This is a genomic window from Lunatimonas sp. (assembly GCF_020832325.1).
GTDB lineage: Bacteria > Bacteroidota > Bacteroidia > Cytophagales > Cyclobacteriaceae > Lunatimonas.
Genome location: NZ_JAFIEU010000046.1, coordinates 39,657 through 55,932 on the forward strand (window position 1 = coordinate 39,657; position 16,276 = coordinate 55,932).

Consider the following 16,276-nt stretch of genomic DNA (forward strand, 5'->3'; position numbering starts at 1 on the left):
TTTTTACCTTACACGAAAAAACCATGCACTATATCGTCTGTGAAACCCCTGGCAAATTAGTCCTGACCGAAAAGGAAGTTCCCGTTCCCCAACCCGGAGAGGTTCTGGTACGCATCAAAAAAGTAGGTATCTGCGGCACAGATATCCACGCCTTTGCTGGAAATCAAGCCTTTTTCACCTATCCCCGAATCTTAGGCCATGAGGTGGCAGGGGAAGTGGCAGACCCGAACGGACAGGCCGGCTTTAATCCTGGCGACAAGGTTGCCATCATCCCTTACGTATCCTGTGGATCCTGTATTGCCTGTCGGGCCGGAAAAACCAACTGCTGCAGCACCTTGAAAGTATATGGCGTACATACCGACGGAGGCATGCAGGAATATTTCAGCTTTCCGGCAGAATTGCTCCTGCCCGCCCCCGACCTCAGCTTGGAGGAAATCGCCATAATTGAACCGCTCTGCATAGGCTACCACGCTGTGCAGCGGGCACAGTTTACACCAGGTGAGACCGTTCTAATTATGGGTTGTGGTCCAATTGGATTGGCCATGATCCGTTTCGCCGCACTGGAAGGGGCGCGGGTAATAGCCGTAGATGTCAATGCCCAACGCCTTGAGAAAGCGAGGTCCCATTTCGGTGCCGCCGAGATACTCGTGGCCGGGGAATCGCTGGCAAATCAAGTCTCCGAACTGACCGGTGGCGAACTGTGCCCTGTTGTAATGGACGCTACGGGAAACAAACAAGCACTGGAATCGGGCCTCAAATACCTAGCCCATGGAGGAAGGTACTTACTGGTAGGGCTCTATAAAGGCGATTTGGCCATCAACCACCCCACCTTACACGCCAAAGAAGGAGCCGTGATGAGCAGCAGAAACGCCACCAAAAATGATTTCGCAGCGGTGATGGAACTGCTGCGAACCAAGCAGTTCCCCGTAGAAGCCTATGTGACCCACGAAGCACGCTTCGACGAGATGATCTCGAAATTTGGGCATTGGACCCAAGCCGACAGCCAGGTCATCAAGGCCATGGTCAGCTTTTAAGCCAGAAGCACTTAGGTTGGCAATCTAAAAAGGAATGATCCTAGCACTGCTTGATTCAACAATGCCCGGTGCTTCCTATGTGGCTCAATTCATGTGTTTTCCAATCACTTTTGCCCAGATTTCATACCCCTTTCTGTTCATGTGCAAGTTGTCTTCGATAAAGATATCTGGCATGGGCTGGCCGTTTTTACCCAACATGGGCTTCCATACATCCGCGAAGCCGACTCCTTTGGTAGACCTGGCATACCGCTTCATCGCCGCATTCAATTCGTTGTATTGATTGGCGAGGTTCCAGCGGGAGATACTCGGTTTTGCGCTGATGAACACTACTTCGGTATCGGGTAGGGCTGCGTGAATGGCTCTGACAATTTGATCCATGGTCTGCATGATCTCCCCAGTAGTCTTCTTGCCAGAAATGTCATTGTCCCCCTCATAAATAAACACCTTCTTCGGCTTGTAATCCAGCACCAACTCATCCAGGTAGTGCATCAGGTCTGTCGCGTGGGATCCTCCAAAGCCGGTGTTCACAACGCTATGATCGGGAAAATCGGTTGCTAGGTCCTTCCACATCCGAACACTGGAACTCCCTGTAAATACCACCCCTCCACGATGCTGATCCGCAGGATATTGGGCCTGGACTCTGCCCACTTCCTCTTTAAACCGAACGGGATCTTGCGCAAAGGAAAAAGACAAGAATGAAATCGCAAATAGAAGGGTCAATACATATTTATTTTTCATACTGGGTTTATTTGTCAGGTGTAATGCAAAGATACAACTATCTACCCGAAGAGCAGATTTTCGACTGTCCCAAAAACGAACAACCGGAAAGGAAACCTATCCCAATATCGGACATCGCTACCTGGTCAGCACCCTCATCTGTAGCAATCATTAAACTATTATTCAGCCACTTACAGGTAAAATCTATCTTCTTTTTTAACGGTAGTTTTCTAGCTCGGACTTTGCTGAAAAAACAAGAAACACCAACCCCAATGAACAAACTATCCCATTTTTTGTGGTTTTGCGCCGGAACCTACCGCCCACTCCTCAAAAGATGCCCCACTGAAGCAAACAAATACGTAGGTATAGGGGGCACTGTTTTATTTACCGCCATCTTTGCAGGGCTGGCTGCTGGCTATGCGCTGCATACCATTTTTGACAATCTGGTGGTTACCATCCTGCTGGCATTGGTGTGGGCCACTGCCATTTTCAACCTGGACCGGTACATAGTGGGAACCATGCGTAAAAACGGCAAATCGTGGACGGAATTCAAACTGGCTGCACCTAGGCTGGTACTTGCTATCGTTTTAGCGTTGGTTATTGCCAAGCCGCTGGAGCTGCGGATCTTCGAAAAGGAAATCAACCAACAACTAGCCACCCAAAAGCTGGAACTTGTGCAACAAACGAAATCGGCACTAGAGGCAAACTATCCAGAAATTGCCGGCTTGGATCTACAAATAGGGGCACTGCAAGAAGAAATAGCGGCAAGCCGCCAATTCAGAAACGAAAAACAGGGGGAGTATGACGCCGAACGGTTCGGAGTAAAAACGCCCGGAACCTCCGGACGTGCAGGGATCGGTGTGAATGCCCGCAAAAAAGAAGAGCAGCTGGATCAGGCCCAAAAAGCCTACGAGGAAACCGAACGACTCAACCGAATGAAGATCGATCAATTAGAGGTGGAGAAAACCCGACTCAATCAGCTCAAAGAAGCGGCCCTGTTGGATCAGGAGTCGACTATCTCTGAGATGGATGGCATTGCCGCAAGGCTTCAGGCACTTTCTGATCTCTCTAGGAAGCAGTCTGCCATAAACCTAGCCAATAGCTTTATCATTCTATTGTTTATACTATTGGAAACTGCTCCAATCTTAGTGAAGTGGATGGCACCCCGGGGTCCCTACGACGTACTTTTAGCCTTTCGAGAGAATGCACTCATCCTCCATACCGAAGATCAATGGCACCAAACGCAAGCAAAAACTACTGCTGGTCGGGAGATCTTTGATTTCCAATTGGCAAACCAAACCTCCCTCCAAAAAACCCGGGGACACCCCCTTTAGGAACTACTTGAGTACCTTTTGACGAGATTTTGACAAACTATTTTTCGGGTAGCTTCGATTTACCGCCAAATTTTCTCATTTTCAGGCATAAATTACGTGCTATTCCTTTGGAACGCCACACAATCGAACAGGGCAAAACCGTCATCCAAAGGAAGGAGCTATGCTTCATCTGCCAACAGCAGGTGTAACCGATAAAAATATTAGAATCACATGCGTACCTACCTTATTGGATGTTGGCTTCTTGCCATAGGCGTTTCCTGCGCTCCAGAGTCGATAAATCACGAACAAACGGTGGAATCCACACCTCCGAATTTGGTCTTTGTATTTGCGGATCAGTGGAGGGCCGATGTAATGGGATATGCGGGCAACACCGATGTGCATACGCCCCATTTGGATCAGTTGGCAGAGGAAAGCTTGGTTTTCGAAAACGCAGTAGCTATCATACCAGTATGTGCACCCTGGCGGGCCAGCTTTCTGACCGGACAATACCCCCTCACCAATGGGCTGTTTTACAACGACAAACCGTTGCCGACGCAGGCAGTCACTATCGGAAAAGTATTTAAAGAAGCCGGCTATCAAACCGGTTATATCGGAAAATGGCATGTAAACGGCCATCAGCGAGGGGAAGATCCTTTTAGTGGCAGAAATCTACCGGTACCCAAAGAAAGGCGTCAGGGTTTTGACTACTGGAAGGTTCGGGAGGTCACCCACGACTATAACAGCAGCTACTATTTCGATGAAAATGACGAAAAACACTTTTGGGAAGGATACGATGTGTTCCCACAGACAGATAGTGCGGTCAGCTATTTCCACAAAAACAAGGACAATCCATTTTTCTTGGTGTTATCCTACGGACCACCCCATGACCCGTATTTCACCGCCCCGCAGGAATACCAGGAAATGTACGCCGGTGTAGATCTTGCCTTACGACCCAATGTCCCCGAGATGTACTTGGATAGTGCCAAGAGAGTATTGGCAGGATACTACGCGCATTGCACCGCCATCGACAAGGCAGTAGGGAATTTACTCCAGGGCTTGGAAGATGCAGGGATTGCCGATAATACCATATTTGTATTTACCTCAGATCACGGTGATATGCTGATGTCACGCGGAGTACTGAAGAAACAGCGCCCTTGGGATGAGTCCATCATGGTTCCTATGCTGCTACGATGGCCCGCAAAACTCGGGACCACCCGGAGAGATATCTATGATCCCATCAATACGCCTGACCTGGCCCCCACCCTTTTGGGACTATGCGGAATAGATATACCGGAAAGCATGGAGGGAGAAGATTTTTCAGCCGCCCTTTTCAGCGGGGAGGACCTGGGCAACGAAGCCGCCCTGATCACCCTTCCTGTGCCCTTTCACGAATGGCAGTTTATGAATGGAGGCAGGGAGTACCGAGGTATCAGAACCCGGAAGTACACGTACGTCAAAGATTTGTTAGGTCCTTGGCTACTCTATGACAACGAACAGGACCCCTATCAACTAACGAACCTCGTGAACGTGCCCCAATACGCCCAGGTGAAAGCATACCTGGAGACCGTACTGAATGAAAAACTGCTCGCTACTCAGGATGAATTTCTGCCAGCAGACACGTATATGCGGAGAAGGGCCTACCTCTACGACAGAAAAGACAGCCTTCGCCCTGCAAACTACTTGGAGGTAAATAGGGATTGATCGTTTAACTGCGAGATACAGCAAGATTCTAAAAAGTTCTAACTGGCGGGCCTTTGTCCAATAAGACGTTCTTTAGCAATTCATTGCAAATGGCATTGAACGGACTACGACTGCAAAGGAACTTAGGAATAGTTGGGTGTAGCCGATTCTACACCCGGGTGGAGATAGTTTCTGGTTCAGCAAAATAGTCTACTCTTTTTTAATAGAACTGTTTCACTATTTTTGCGTAATTTTAGCGTAAAAGCTAGGCTTTAGTAAAAGATGCTAAACATTGATAATAAGATTTCCGGAACTTAGGAGGGAAAGAGGCTGACCTCAGGAAATGGATGAAACAACAAAAAGGAAGCTTTTCGATATTATTGATACATACATCAGGGATTCTAAATCCCGTGCAGCTTATGGCTCTTAAAACTCGAAGATTATGAAGGTACTACTGGACATAAAAGACGACAAAGCCCTACACTTGTTGGAAGTGCTCAAAGGGCTGCCATACGTTAAAACCAAACAGCTTACCGATGCCAAAGCCCAGCTCATGAGCGAGATCAGGGAGGCAGTGGAAGAGATGAAGCAAATCCGGGCGGGTAAAAAGCAAGCCCGTGACGCAGAAGATTTTCTCAATGAGCTATAGTGTAAAGTCCATTGAGGTTTTTGAGCGGCAAGCCAAGAAGCTCATTAAAAAATACGCATCCCTAAAAACGGAACTGCTGGCCCTGGTACAGGTGCTGAAGGAGAACCCGGACGAAGGCACGGCCATTGGCAAAAGCTGCTACAAAATACGCCTGGCCATCAAGTCAAAAGGCAAGGGTAAGTCTGGCGGGGCCAGGGTGATCACCAACTTTGTGGTGGCCAATGATGCCGTTTACCTTCTCTCCATTTACGACAAGTCCGACCAGGAAAATATCTCCGATAAAGAACTGGACGAACTCCTGCAGTTTGTCCCTGGATGATAAATTCCGGACCTGCCGGGCTTATATCATATCATTCCAACGAACATTTGTTTGGCTTGCCTATCAATAACCCGGCCAGCCCCTGATCTGTACCGGGTACTCGGCTTTCTTATAAAATTTTGACGTTAAAATTTAATTTTACTGGTTATTCAACAACAAGCGTGAAATAATTGGATTTTATAATCCCATCAAATAAAGTATAATTCAGTCTAATTTTATATGGTCTTGTTTCCAAATCCTTCATTGTATAACTCGATTTTTGTAGATAAACTATAAAGGCTTTATACCTTCCCTTAGGAATTATATAGGAGTCTGAATCTATAAGAATATTAAGTGAAATTGTTTGCTTTTCGTCTATCAATATTTCATGATCATAATAGTATAATGTATTATGTAATTTCCCGGTTTGTATTTTTTGATCTACATCAATGATATGATTTGAATGCTTATCAAACAAAAATAGCGTGAAACCAGGCATCAATCTGTTAATTACAAATGTTTCTTTTTCCACTCGTGATACATCGAAATATTTACTTCCCAGCAAAACAACTTTTTCATTTAGGTTGTTTTCAATGCGAATCGGAAGTTGTAAACTAGCTCCTGCCATACTAATATTATCTTCTAATATAATTAGATTCATATCCTGGGCTAATATTCGTGTATTTGGGATCCCGATGAACATAAAAGCGAGAATCGACAACAATTTAATAGGCAAACCCATTTGGAATTTTATTTAGGTAGTACTCAAAATTAATTAAAGCCTTTTGTAATGAAATGAGCGATGGGTTCAATTTCAGATTTGAAATTACGGATACGGTCCAATCCCATGCATAGGCCTCTGTAATGTTTCTGTGAAAATTCCCTCCAAAAGTGGATATCCATGATCCCATCTTGCCTGATATGAAATGATCGACATGCCTCGCCTCATGGCCGGCAATAAGGTAAAGGTCATGGGGATTATAAAATGCTTTACCTAATATTAATATCCGCTCAATTTTCCCAAAAGCATAACCTGTTGTTTCACCATATTTGCCACCGGATATTATGCTTCCTCGGTCAATAGACCAATTATAACTTCCATATTCCTCAAAATTTTCAGTAATGAAGCTATTTAAGTTCTCCTGGCTTGCCCCTCTGAGTGTAGTTTTCCCTCCTTTCTTCCCGGCCCCAGCCTAAATCAGTCCACAGGACTGATTATTAACGGCTTGTCCTATCCTTTCCAATCTGCCATTGGAAATGGCCGGAATCACTCGTAATCGACCTCAATTAACCCTTTCAATCCAGCATGTTCCTTGCGCTCGAACACATGCAATCTTCAGGTTTTAAACATTCAGACGATGGGGCGAACAAAACCTGTGGTCACGATTAATTCAGACTCAAATCAACAACCTAAGCGTATCCTAGCTTCGTCCTCACCCTATTCAGTACCGATGAGGCGATCTCTCTTGCCTTTGCTTCTCCCTCTTTTAGAATCTGATCCAGTTCCCCTGGGTGGGTCATGTAGTGGTCGTACCGCTTTCGTTCTTCCGAAAACGTGGTCAGGATCAACTCGGTCAGCTCCTTCTTGGCATGGCCGTACCCAAAATTACCCGCTAGGTATTTCCTTCGCAGCTCCTCGGTAGCTTCCAGCGATGCGATTAGGCTAAACAGCTTGAACACATTGCAGGTATCGGGGTCTTTGGGTTCCTCTAGAGGGGTACTATCGGTCACGATTCGATTGACATTTTTTTTTAACGCTTTTTCCGGCAGGAAAACATCTATGTAATTGTCGTATGACTTGCTCATTTTTCGCCCGTCAGTACCCGGGATGATCATCACGTCCTCACTAATTCTTGGTTCGGGCAAAAGCAACAGTTCCTCTTCCATCCGGTTGTTAAAGGCAGTAGCGATATCTCGGGTTATTTCCAGGTGTTGCAGTTGGTCCTTTCCCACTGGGACTATATGGGCATCGTAGAGCAGGATGTCTGCGGCCATCAAGACCGGATAGGTAAACAGCCCCGCATTGACGTCGGCAAGCCTGTCAGACTTATCCTTGAAGCTATGTGCATTGGCCAACATAGGAAATGGGGTGAAGCAACTTAGGTACCAAGTAAGCTCGGTAACTTCCGGGATCCGGGATTGCCGATAAAAAACCGTACGATTCACGTCCAGGCCAAAAGCAAGCCAAGCGGCGGCTACTGCCCTCACATTCTCCTCTCTTGCCGCACCGTCTTTCAGGGTGGTAAGTGAATGGAAGTCGGCAATAAATATAAAAGACTCGTTTTCTTCTCTGGAAGCCAAAGCCACCGCCGGAAGAATCGCGCCCAAAATATTCCCCAAATGAGGCTTTCCCGAACTTTGAATTCCTGTAAGTACTCTTGCCATTGATAATTTTTTGCCGCAAATTAAGGAAATAAACACATACTTCGACCCGAATTTAGCGTTATTTGTACCATGATAAAGTACCTAGCTTTTACACCAGTATCCCTTTGCCTCTGGATTTTCAGCTTACCGGCTAGCAGCCAGAACATTGACCAACCGCTTTTGGAATGGGAAACGAAATCGATCAACCTAGGGTCCATATTGGAAGAGCAGGGCACCGTTACCGCTCAGTATACCTTTACCAACCGAAGTGGTAGAAAACTAATCATCGAAGAAATCATGACGGATTGTGGGTGCACCACCGCTGATTATACACAGGACACCTTGGCCAACGAAGAAAAGGGGCAGATTACGGTTGCGTTCGACCCGAGAAGTCGGGGCGGGTCCTTCTCAAAATCCATCTTGGTGAAAGTGGATGACGATCCGAACATGGATACATTAGTACTGGAGGGGTTTAATGTACCCTTCCCCACCGAGGCTGCTAAAGCCTATCCCATTGAAAAAGCTGGCTTGGGCTTTCGACTTCCCGTGATCCATATGGGAAATGTCTATACCAACGAGCCCAAAGTGAAGCAGTTGGATTTTTTCAATTTCCGGGACTACCCGATACAACTCAGCCAAATACAGGACGCCTTGCCCAAACACATTCAGGTAAGACTGAACCCTGCGGTGGTTACCGCCAAGACTCGTGGAATCCTCGAAGTGTCTTACAGCGGTGAAGAATTGGGAGATTTGGGCTTCTTTGAAGAGGATATCCAGTTTACCGTGCTTTCGGATGAGAAAGAGGCACTTACCTTCAAGTTAATTGCCAATGTATTTGAATATTTTGCTCCAACCCCGCTGTCTGAGATCAATCAGGTGCCCCGTTTGGAAATACGGGAAATGGAGGTGGACTTAGCGAAAATAGACAGCAAAGTTCCCATTTCCAGAATGATCACCCTGCAAAACAAAGGACAACAAGATTTGCATATACGCAAAGTCACTGCAAACTGTGATTGTGTAAGCATCCTAATACCTACCAACAGCATATCACCTGGGGGGCGAACCGACATTACCGTTACCTTTGACCCAAAAGATCGAAAAGGAATTGACCATAAGGCAATTACCATCTTTAGCAACGATCCCGTTCAGCCTGCACAGACCGTTATGGTGAAAAGTAGAATTAATTGACAGGTGTTTAGTTAACTGACTGAAATCATTCCTAAACACATGCTGGATTTCTAATTCTCAAGGTGCAATAGCTTTTTAACCTATCACTTCCTAATAACTTCCACGGCAGGCACATCGAAGACAGCTTTTGGCTTGTACATTTTCAATCTTAGAAAAGGCCTTTCAATCGCATACCAGCTAAATATGGCAAAGATTAAAACAATCGGAAAGGTGATGGTGAAAAACCAAAAAGGCGTCAAATAGGACGAAAAGAACGTCATGATTAATTGCTGCAATGGCCAACCATATAAGTATATTCCATATGAAAAATCACCATGTTTGCTAAACGCAGGGTATTGAAGTTTAGGCATATAGGCGAGATAAAAAAGCAGGTAGGTACCAAAAACCGGAAGAAGCTGATCAACTAACGAGTACCTAAATGAAACAATGATGCCCAGTACGGATATAAGGGCAAACCACGTATTTGAAGGGATGTTTTCCCGATACAAATACACAACTGCACCTAATAGGAAGTACGTAAAAAACCGGAAATAAAAGTAAGGATTACTGATCACCCATAGGTCGGGCCACCCATAGGAAGTAAAGGCAAACCCGAACGATTGGGCTAGGTAGCATGCGTAAACTACCACTAAGGATACCAATGTCCATCTCCTACTTTTCAACACACCGATAAATCCCAACAGCGGTACGAGAAGATAACACACAAACTCATACTGTATGGTCCACAAAGAGTTATTAAGCCCTCTTTGGGGAAGGTTGGTAAAATAGCTCGATTCCTTCGGTGGTTGCAAGGACAACATATTGACGAATTCCCGTTTTTTGGGAACTCTGTCCAAAAATTCAAAGTAGCTTCCTACTCCAAGTTCATTAGCATAGCCAACCGGTCCAAATAAAAATAGTCCAAGCAGAAATACCATGATAAAACCGGGATAAATGCGAAGAACCCGTTTACTGAAGTAGTCCCCAAGTCCACTAGACGATTCGTAGCTTTTTAAAATCAAGAACCCACTAATTACGAAAAAAAAATTAACCGCAAAACTTCCAATACTGATCTGCCCACTACTCCATTTCATAAAGGGCTCCAAAACTACAAATTGTTCGTACCCATACAAAATAACATAACTGTGGCATAAAATAACTGATGATGCCAATAAGAACCTGATAATATCAAAATTATTGAGGCGCAGGTCCTGTTTAATCAATCTCTCCATATCCTTCCCTAAAAAAAACCCGGTATATAAATTTGATTTCAAAAATACATATTGTTTTAAGTATTACAAATATATTATAATGTATTTGGAAAAAAAATTGGAAAAAGATTCGCAGCTTACCTGCTGCGAATCTCTCTTCTCATAAATGAATAGTACGCCAAGCCAAAACAGGCCATCGTAGCGGCTATTAATGCAGTGAGTTGTGCCCACACTAACAGTACGCTCTGTCCCAAGGGCAACGGACTAGGCAACGCGCCTATCACCTGCTCAGAACTCAAAGGCCCTAGGCTCCTCACCGATGGCATCAGCAGAGTGGTAGTGGCATCGCTGTAAAGCTGACTGGGCACTACACGTAACAGGTTGGTGATAAACTGTTGGTATTGGATAATCTGTTGGGGATGGGCATAGCTGGAGGGGGCTATGGCATTGGCAATCAGGTTTACTATGATCCCATAAAAGACTGTGAAAAAAAGCCAAACCGCAATCACCGCCAAGGCGGAGGTAGCCGCCTGTCTGAACTTCACAGAAAATAAAATGGAGAGGTTCAGCCAGAACCCGACGTAACATATGGATACCACAATAAATAGTAGAATCCTCAAAAATTCCTCCGGTGTAGGCGGAATACCGATTCGCAGAATTCCCAACCCAACAAATAGTAGGGTAAGACTAGACAGCAAAGCGGCTACTACCAACAATCCGGCCGCAAACTTTGCATTGAGCCACTGATCCCGGAAAATAGGCTGTGACAGGACCCTCGCCATGGTACCCCTACTTACCTCCGAATTTACCGAATCAAAACCCAGGCCAATTCCCAACAGGGGGCCAAGAAAGCTGATAAACACTACAAAGGATGGCAAGCCTGATCCCGAGGCGGAAAAGAGCTTTAAGAAGAAAAACGCATCCTCTGGATCAGTGACCTTTACAAAATCATTGAAATGCAACAACCCAGTGATTAAGGAACCGAGGCAGGCCAGCACAATCACCGTCATCAGGATGATCAGGCGCCAACTATGGATATGATCCGAAACTTCTTTACGTACAATCACCCAAAATGGGGAGCGGGTTTTGTTGGCAGTTACCGAGTTTGTTTCTGTTAGCTTGTTCCATATAGCCTGCCAACGGGCTGCATGGAGCGGAACAGGGAGCTCATTGAACCATTTCATAAACCTTCTTTTCTTCAAAATACCGTTGATAGATTTCATCTAATCCATAGGTCTTCCGGGTGAGTTCGTGCAGGGTAGCACCGCTGTCCAGAATGACCCGTGCGATCTCGGAGGATTGATCCGACTCGCAGCCAACTTCCAAGTGACCTTCCGCTGTCCAAACAACCTCCTTGATTCCCTCAGACCGCATCAAAGCCGCTTCCAACTGCCCGCGATCTACGTGGGCTGGCAGTGATATGTTGGCCTGAAGTTGGAAGGGATAATGCGAAAACAGCTGTCGTGACAATTCCTGCACCGTGCCACAGGCTATGAGTTTACCAGACACAAACAGCCCCACCCGATCACAGACTTGCTGGACCTGATGCAGGTGATGTGAGGAAAGCAACACGGTCAACCCCTTACTACTGGCAAGGTGCGATATCAGACTGAGCAGTTCCTTGACTCCCTTTGGATCTATGCCAAGTGTAGGCTCGTCCAATATAATCACCGATGGATCCTTGATCAACACATCAGCCAATCCCAAACGCTGACGCATCCCTCGGGAATAGGTCTTGACCCGCTTGTCTCCGGCCGATTCCAGCCCGACAGTTTGTAGTAAGTTTTCAACTTTATGGCTAGCCTGATCCTCGGGAATTTGGTTTAACCGAGCGGTAAACATCAGGTTTTCCCGCCCAGATAACTCATCGTAGAAACCTACATCTTCTGGTAAATACCCTACCTTCTTCTTCACTTCCACTGGTTGAGTAGTCGCATTGTATCCACACACCGTAACCAGGCCAGAACTGGGATCGGTTAAACCCAACATCATTAAGATGGTCGTAGATTTCCCCGCGCCATTTGGACCCAACAAACCGAAGACTTCTCCTCTATGGATCTGCAAATCCAACCCGTCTACCGCTTGGAAGTTTCCGTATGCCTTGCTGAGCTTGTTCAGTTCTATCACAGGGCTCACCGCTTACCTCCTTCCATATTTGCTGAACAACTGAAACACACCACCAAAGACACCCAAGATCAACATCACACCTAGCCACCCCCAGACCACAGGGGTTTTGACAGACACCCTAAATGCAGCCTTCTCGGTCACTTCCGGGTTGGTGGCTTCCAATGTAGCCATGTAATCGCCAGCGATGGCCTTCTTGGAAGCTTGGATAGTAGCGAATACCTGAGCCGATTGTCCCGGCTCCAAGGTCGCGATTTCAGCTGGCTCGTAGGTCACGTCCCAATCCATAGGTACCTTTCGGTCCAACTTAAGACCATTGATCGTGGAGGATCCGTTATTCCTCACCACCATTTCCAGTCGCTTGGACTTACCTGCGGTCACACTGGTGCTCAGCATTCCAGTAGGTGTCGTAAATTCCATTTCGTAGGATCCCTTGATGACTGCCTCCAAGTCCAAATTAGCAGCAGTGTTGGCCGTAATCGCACGTACGGGCACCTTGTAGTTACCCGCTGCAGTTTTCTTGGGAGGTGTTACCTCGATGGAAACATCCTGGGTCTGATTGGCTTCAATGCTTACGGAACTGACCTGCTTACCATTTGCTTTAAACACCACATTCCATCCACGGGGTGCATCGGTGGAAAGGGCATACAATTGAGGCTCTGAGGTCATGTTTTTGAGCTTTGCATTATAGGAAAAAAGTGCGGAGGAATGTCCCTCTATATTGGGTTGATTCGAGGTGAACTCCGTTTTGAAGGTGCCCGTTTCGGACACATTCACCGTAATAGGCAGGGTATATAAACCGGTCGCAATCACCTGAAACCGGTAAGTGCCTTTCTCCACCTTATGGGGAACATCCACCTTGAGAGCTAGGGTTTTCTTTTCCCCCGGCAAAACAGAGACTTTAGTGACTGTCCATCCTCCTGACTTCAGGGAATAATCCCATCCTTCTGGCATGCCGGATAATAGGATGGAAACATCCCGGATACTTCCGGAATTGTTGATCACATCGATGGAATAGTCGATGGATTCACCGGGAGGCACCGCTATTTCAGGGTAAGGCGTATACAAAGCCACGGTATTTGCAAACGCTACGTGGCCACCGAGAAGCAATATCCACAGGCTGTGGACCAATCTGATAAAGAGCGAACTTTTCGTACAAGTTGACAGTAAAAAACGTTTCATAATCTTTTAAAGGCTTTAGTACATGTGACAAATTTAAAAATCCCGAAAAAATCGCTCAAGTGCCCACATGTTAAAAATTGTTAAAGAATATTATTTGTATTTTGCAAAGTAAACAGCCTCATTGATACAAATTAATGATATATACACAACATTGTTCCACAGAATCGAACTCATCCATCATACAGGCAAACCCATCAAACAAGTTGGTTTTCAGATTATTCGGCATTATGACGTAAAATCCCCGCTTAATCAGGACATGAAAGATGCCTCGTTCGTCTTCAATATAGAGGGTCCGCATGGACGAGATTGTATCGCATGATTTACAGAAATTGATTATTAAGGATAAAAGATAGCTGATAAAAGACAGACATAAGGAGACATAAGACGATAGACGTAAGATTTAAGATTCGCGGAATGTACGGTCCCAAATCCTTTCCAAAACCCCGAATCCGAAGCGAGCCTACCATCATAAACGTAACCCAATATCTCGCCGCAGGCGTATATCTACCAATATCGCGAAGCTTATATCATTTCAATATTTCACCGAAGGTATATAAATCGACCATTTGCCTTACCTTTGCACTCAGATCCAAGGTAAAATGACCGATAAAACGATATTCCATCCCCTACGTACGGTTCAGGTAATGCGTTATATCATGCCGCTGCGGGAAGGAGGTTCGCTTCCGGCACTTGCGGATGCCGACGATGGATTTAGCTATGTACTCAAGTTCAAGGGTGCAGGACAACGGGAAAAAGCACTAATTGCAGAGCTGCTAGGTGGGGAAATCGCACGACTTTTGGACTTCAAAGTTCCCGAACTGGTATTTGCCTACCTAGATGAAGCCTTCGGTAAATCGGAAGGCGATGAGGAAATTCAGGACCTACTCAAGAGTAGCCAAGGGTTGAACCTAGGGCTACATTTTTTATCCAAAGCAATGACCTTTGACCCCGGGGCGAGTCAGGTAGATCCACTGTTGGCTTCAAAGATTGTCTGGCTAGACGCCTTTATCACCAACGTGGACAGAACCTATCGGAACACGAATATGCTCCTTTGGAACCGGGAACTTTGGCTAATTGATCATGGAGCTTCATTTTTGTTTCACCATACCTGGGACAATTGGGAGAGGCAGTCACAAAGCCCTTTTCCGCTGATCAAAGACCATGTGTTGCTCCCCCAGGCGCTCTACTTGAAGGAAGCTGACCATGAACTGCGGCAGTTACTCAGTGAGGAAAAAATCGACCAGTTAGTTAATCTGATCCCCGATGAATGGATACTGGCTTCCAGGGACGTGGAAACTCCTGCGGAAGCTAAATCGGTATATTCAGCGTTTTTGAAGATCCGTTTAAACCATTCGGAAGTATTTGTAAACGGAGCAGAAGATGCAAGGAAAGCACTTATATGAGTACGCGGTGCTGCGCGTGGTACCTAGGGTAGAGCGGGAAGAGTTTGTCAATATGGGTGTGGTTATCTGCTGCAAAAAAGAGAATAGGCTCACCTGTAGAATCAACGAGGACCTGTCAAAAATAGTGGCCTTGGATACTCATGCGGATTTGGAGGTTATTGAAAACTACCTAAGGTCCTTTTTCCGTATTTGCCTGGGCGAAGAGGCCGGCAGTCCCATTGCCAAGCACGATGCCACCTCCCGGTTCCGGTGGTTGACGGCAAACCGAAGTTCCATGATTCAGACCTCCCGACCTCATGTTGGTTTCACCGATGACTTAGAAAAAGAGTTGGAGCGCCTGTACGAGGTTTTGGTAGAAGCATAGAATAACAAGCCGAATCCCTGTTAGATTATTCAAATTGTCCAGCAATGGGTTTTGGTTACAAAAAATAGCCCGCCAATTCGAGTAAATTTCAAGGTGGGCTGCATAGGGAAATTCTCGAATCGTTAGACAGTTGAATCGAACACCTGATCCTACCGAACCTAATATCGTCGAATAAAAGAGTTATAAAAAAACCTGACCTTGAAAGGGTCAAAGAGCAATAACCCCGGGCGGTGCCCGGGGCACTAACCCGATCTAAAACACCGTTTTGGCCGCTAAAACTCAGCCATAAATGAGCTACCCCAAAGATCTTGGGGAATTGCGAAACCTAAAAGGCTAATACGAAACTAACCTCCAAAACCCAACTCAATATATCGCGAACTATAAATCATTTCATCCCTTCATTTCATCCCTCCATAGGATTAGTCGGGACCGTTTGTTATAGCCTGCATCAATTAATCGATTCGTTCATTTTCAAACAGGGAACTACGAACTCTAAACAACGCGAATCGAATTGGTGCCAACGGTATCTATAGAAAGCCCAGCTAGTGTCTTGGTAACGCCTGCATCACTGCTTTCTACCTGTACCCGATAGGTACCATTACGAAACACTTTGGGACGGAAATGACTTCGGTTTACTCTCAACGTATATTCTGTCTCTCCGCTATCCTCGTGAATTACCGAGACTACCGGATTTTCTAATCCGTCAATTTCCAATTCGGGAAGGTATCCCAAAGCCTTTTTGGAATAGTTATCTTCTTGGGTAATGGTGA

At 45.9% G+C, this 16,276-nt stretch carries 15 protein-coding genes and 1 pseudogene; 8 read left to right on the forward strand and 8 right to left on the reverse strand.

From position 1 onward, the window contains the following. The first annotated feature begins 23 nt into the window (after window positions 1–23). Window positions 24–1,034 carry a zinc-binding alcohol dehydrogenase family protein gene (locus JJU34_RS17900; RefSeq protein WP_228693786.1) on the forward strand — a complete coding sequence of 337 codons (1,011 nt, stop codon included), beginning with the start codon at window positions 24–26 and terminating at the stop codon, window positions 1,032–1,034. 84 nt (window positions 1,035–1,118) lie between these two features. Here the strand turns inward: JJU34_RS17900 and JJU34_RS17905 are convergent, their stop codons facing one another. After that, complete coding sequence (locus tag JJU34_RS17905) at window positions 1,119–1,772, reverse strand: SGNH/GDSL hydrolase family protein (protein WP_228693787.1); 654 nt, start codon at window positions 1,770–1,772, stop codon at window positions 1,119–1,121. A 251-nt stretch (window positions 1,773–2,023) separates the two neighbouring features. Between JJU34_RS17905 and JJU34_RS17910 the strand changes: the two genes are divergently transcribed. The 4 genes from JJU34_RS17910 to JJU34_RS17925 all read left to right on the forward strand — a co-directional run bounded on the left by JJU34_RS17910 (window position 2,024) and on the right by JJU34_RS17925 (window position 5,712). Next, the gene (locus JJU34_RS17910; RefSeq protein ID WP_228693788.1) at window positions 2,024–3,085 is read left to right on the forward strand and encodes a DUF4407 domain-containing protein; all 1,062 of its coding nucleotides are present in this window, start codon (window positions 2,024–2,026) and stop codon (window positions 3,083–3,085) included. Window positions 3,086–3,295: 210 nt separating this feature from the next. Next, the gene (locus tag JJU34_RS17915) at window positions 3,296–4,765 is read left to right on the forward strand and encodes a sulfatase (protein WP_228693789.1); all 1,470 of its coding nucleotides are present in this window, start codon (window positions 3,296–3,298) and stop codon (window positions 4,763–4,765) included. A 421-nt stretch (window positions 4,766–5,186) separates the two neighbouring features. After that, entirely contained in the window at window positions 5,187–5,393 is a 207-nt protein-coding gene (locus tag JJU34_RS17920; protein ID WP_228693790.1) for a hypothetical protein, read from the forward strand. Beyond that, the gene (locus tag JJU34_RS17925; protein ID WP_228693791.1) at window positions 5,383–5,712 is read left to right on the forward strand and encodes a type II toxin-antitoxin system RelE/ParE family toxin; all 330 of its coding nucleotides are present in this window, start codon (window positions 5,383–5,385) and stop codon (window positions 5,710–5,712) included. Before JJU34_RS17920 ends, JJU34_RS17925 begins: the two co-directional genes overlap by 11 nt. Before the next feature lie 145 nt (window positions 5,713–5,857). Here JJU34_RS17925 and JJU34_RS17930 read toward each other — a convergent pair whose 3' ends face one another. Next, entirely contained in the window at window positions 5,858–6,352 is a 495-nt protein-coding gene (locus tag JJU34_RS17930) for a hypothetical protein (protein ID WP_228693792.1), read from the reverse strand. Between the two features lie 749 nt (window positions 6,353–7,101). Then, entirely contained in the window at window positions 7,102–8,076 is a 975-nt protein-coding gene (trpS, locus tag JJU34_RS17935; RefSeq protein ID WP_228693793.1) for a tryptophan--tRNA ligase, read from the reverse strand. Window positions 8,077–8,145: 69 nt separating this feature from the next. Between trpS and JJU34_RS17940 the strand changes: the two genes are divergently transcribed. Next, the gene (locus tag JJU34_RS17940) at window positions 8,146–9,243 is read left to right on the forward strand and encodes a DUF1573 domain-containing protein (RefSeq protein ID WP_228693794.1); all 1,098 of its coding nucleotides are present in this window, start codon (window positions 8,146–8,148) and stop codon (window positions 9,241–9,243) included. Between the two features lie 83 nt (window positions 9,244–9,326). On the opposite strand, the gene JJU34_RS17945 is transcribed toward JJU34_RS17940, so the two are convergent. From JJU34_RS17945 to JJU34_RS17960, 4 genes are all read right to left on the reverse strand, one after another. Then, window positions 9,327–10,496, reverse strand: coding sequence for an acyltransferase (locus JJU34_RS17945; RefSeq protein ID WP_228693795.1), 1,170 nt, complete (start codon window positions 10,494–10,496; stop codon window positions 9,327–9,329). Window positions 10,497–10,570: 74 nt separating this feature from the next. Continuing rightward, window positions 10,571–11,617: an ABC transporter permease subunit gene (locus tag JJU34_RS17950; protein ID WP_228693796.1), complete on the reverse strand. Its 1,047-nt coding sequence runs from the start codon at window positions 11,615–11,617 to the stop codon at window positions 10,571–10,573. Continuing rightward, a complete protein-coding gene (locus JJU34_RS17955) occupies window positions 11,601–12,560 on the reverse strand; it encodes an ABC transporter ATP-binding protein (protein ID WP_366512724.1) in 960 nt (319 codons plus the stop codon). The genes JJU34_RS17950 and JJU34_RS17955 overlap by 17 nt, the downstream gene beginning before the upstream one ends. A 12-nt stretch (window positions 12,561–12,572) precedes the next feature. Next, entirely contained in the window at window positions 12,573–13,739 is a 1,167-nt protein-coding gene (locus tag JJU34_RS17960) for an NEW3 domain-containing protein (RefSeq protein WP_228693798.1), read from the reverse strand. A 599-nt stretch (window positions 13,740–14,338) separates the two neighbouring features. Between JJU34_RS17960 and JJU34_RS17965 the strand changes: the two genes are divergently transcribed. Both JJU34_RS17965 and JJU34_RS17970 read left to right on the forward strand, forming a co-directional pair. Then, on the forward strand, window positions 14,339–15,142 hold the full coding sequence (locus JJU34_RS17965; protein ID WP_228693799.1) for a HipA family kinase: 804 nt from the start codon (window positions 14,339–14,341) through the stop codon (window positions 15,140–15,142). Continuing rightward, window positions 15,120–15,506: a DUF3037 domain-containing protein gene (locus JJU34_RS17970; RefSeq protein WP_228693800.1), complete on the forward strand. Its 387-nt coding sequence runs from the start codon at window positions 15,120–15,122 to the stop codon at window positions 15,504–15,506. The genes JJU34_RS17965 and JJU34_RS17970 overlap by 23 nt, the downstream gene beginning before the upstream one ends. A 492-nt stretch (window positions 15,507–15,998) precedes the next feature. On the opposite strand, the pseudogene JJU34_RS17975 reads toward JJU34_RS17970, so the two are convergent. Next, window positions 15,999–16,276 (reverse strand): annotated as a pseudogene (locus tag JJU34_RS17975) (twin-arginine translocation pathway signal protein); the annotation flags it as partial.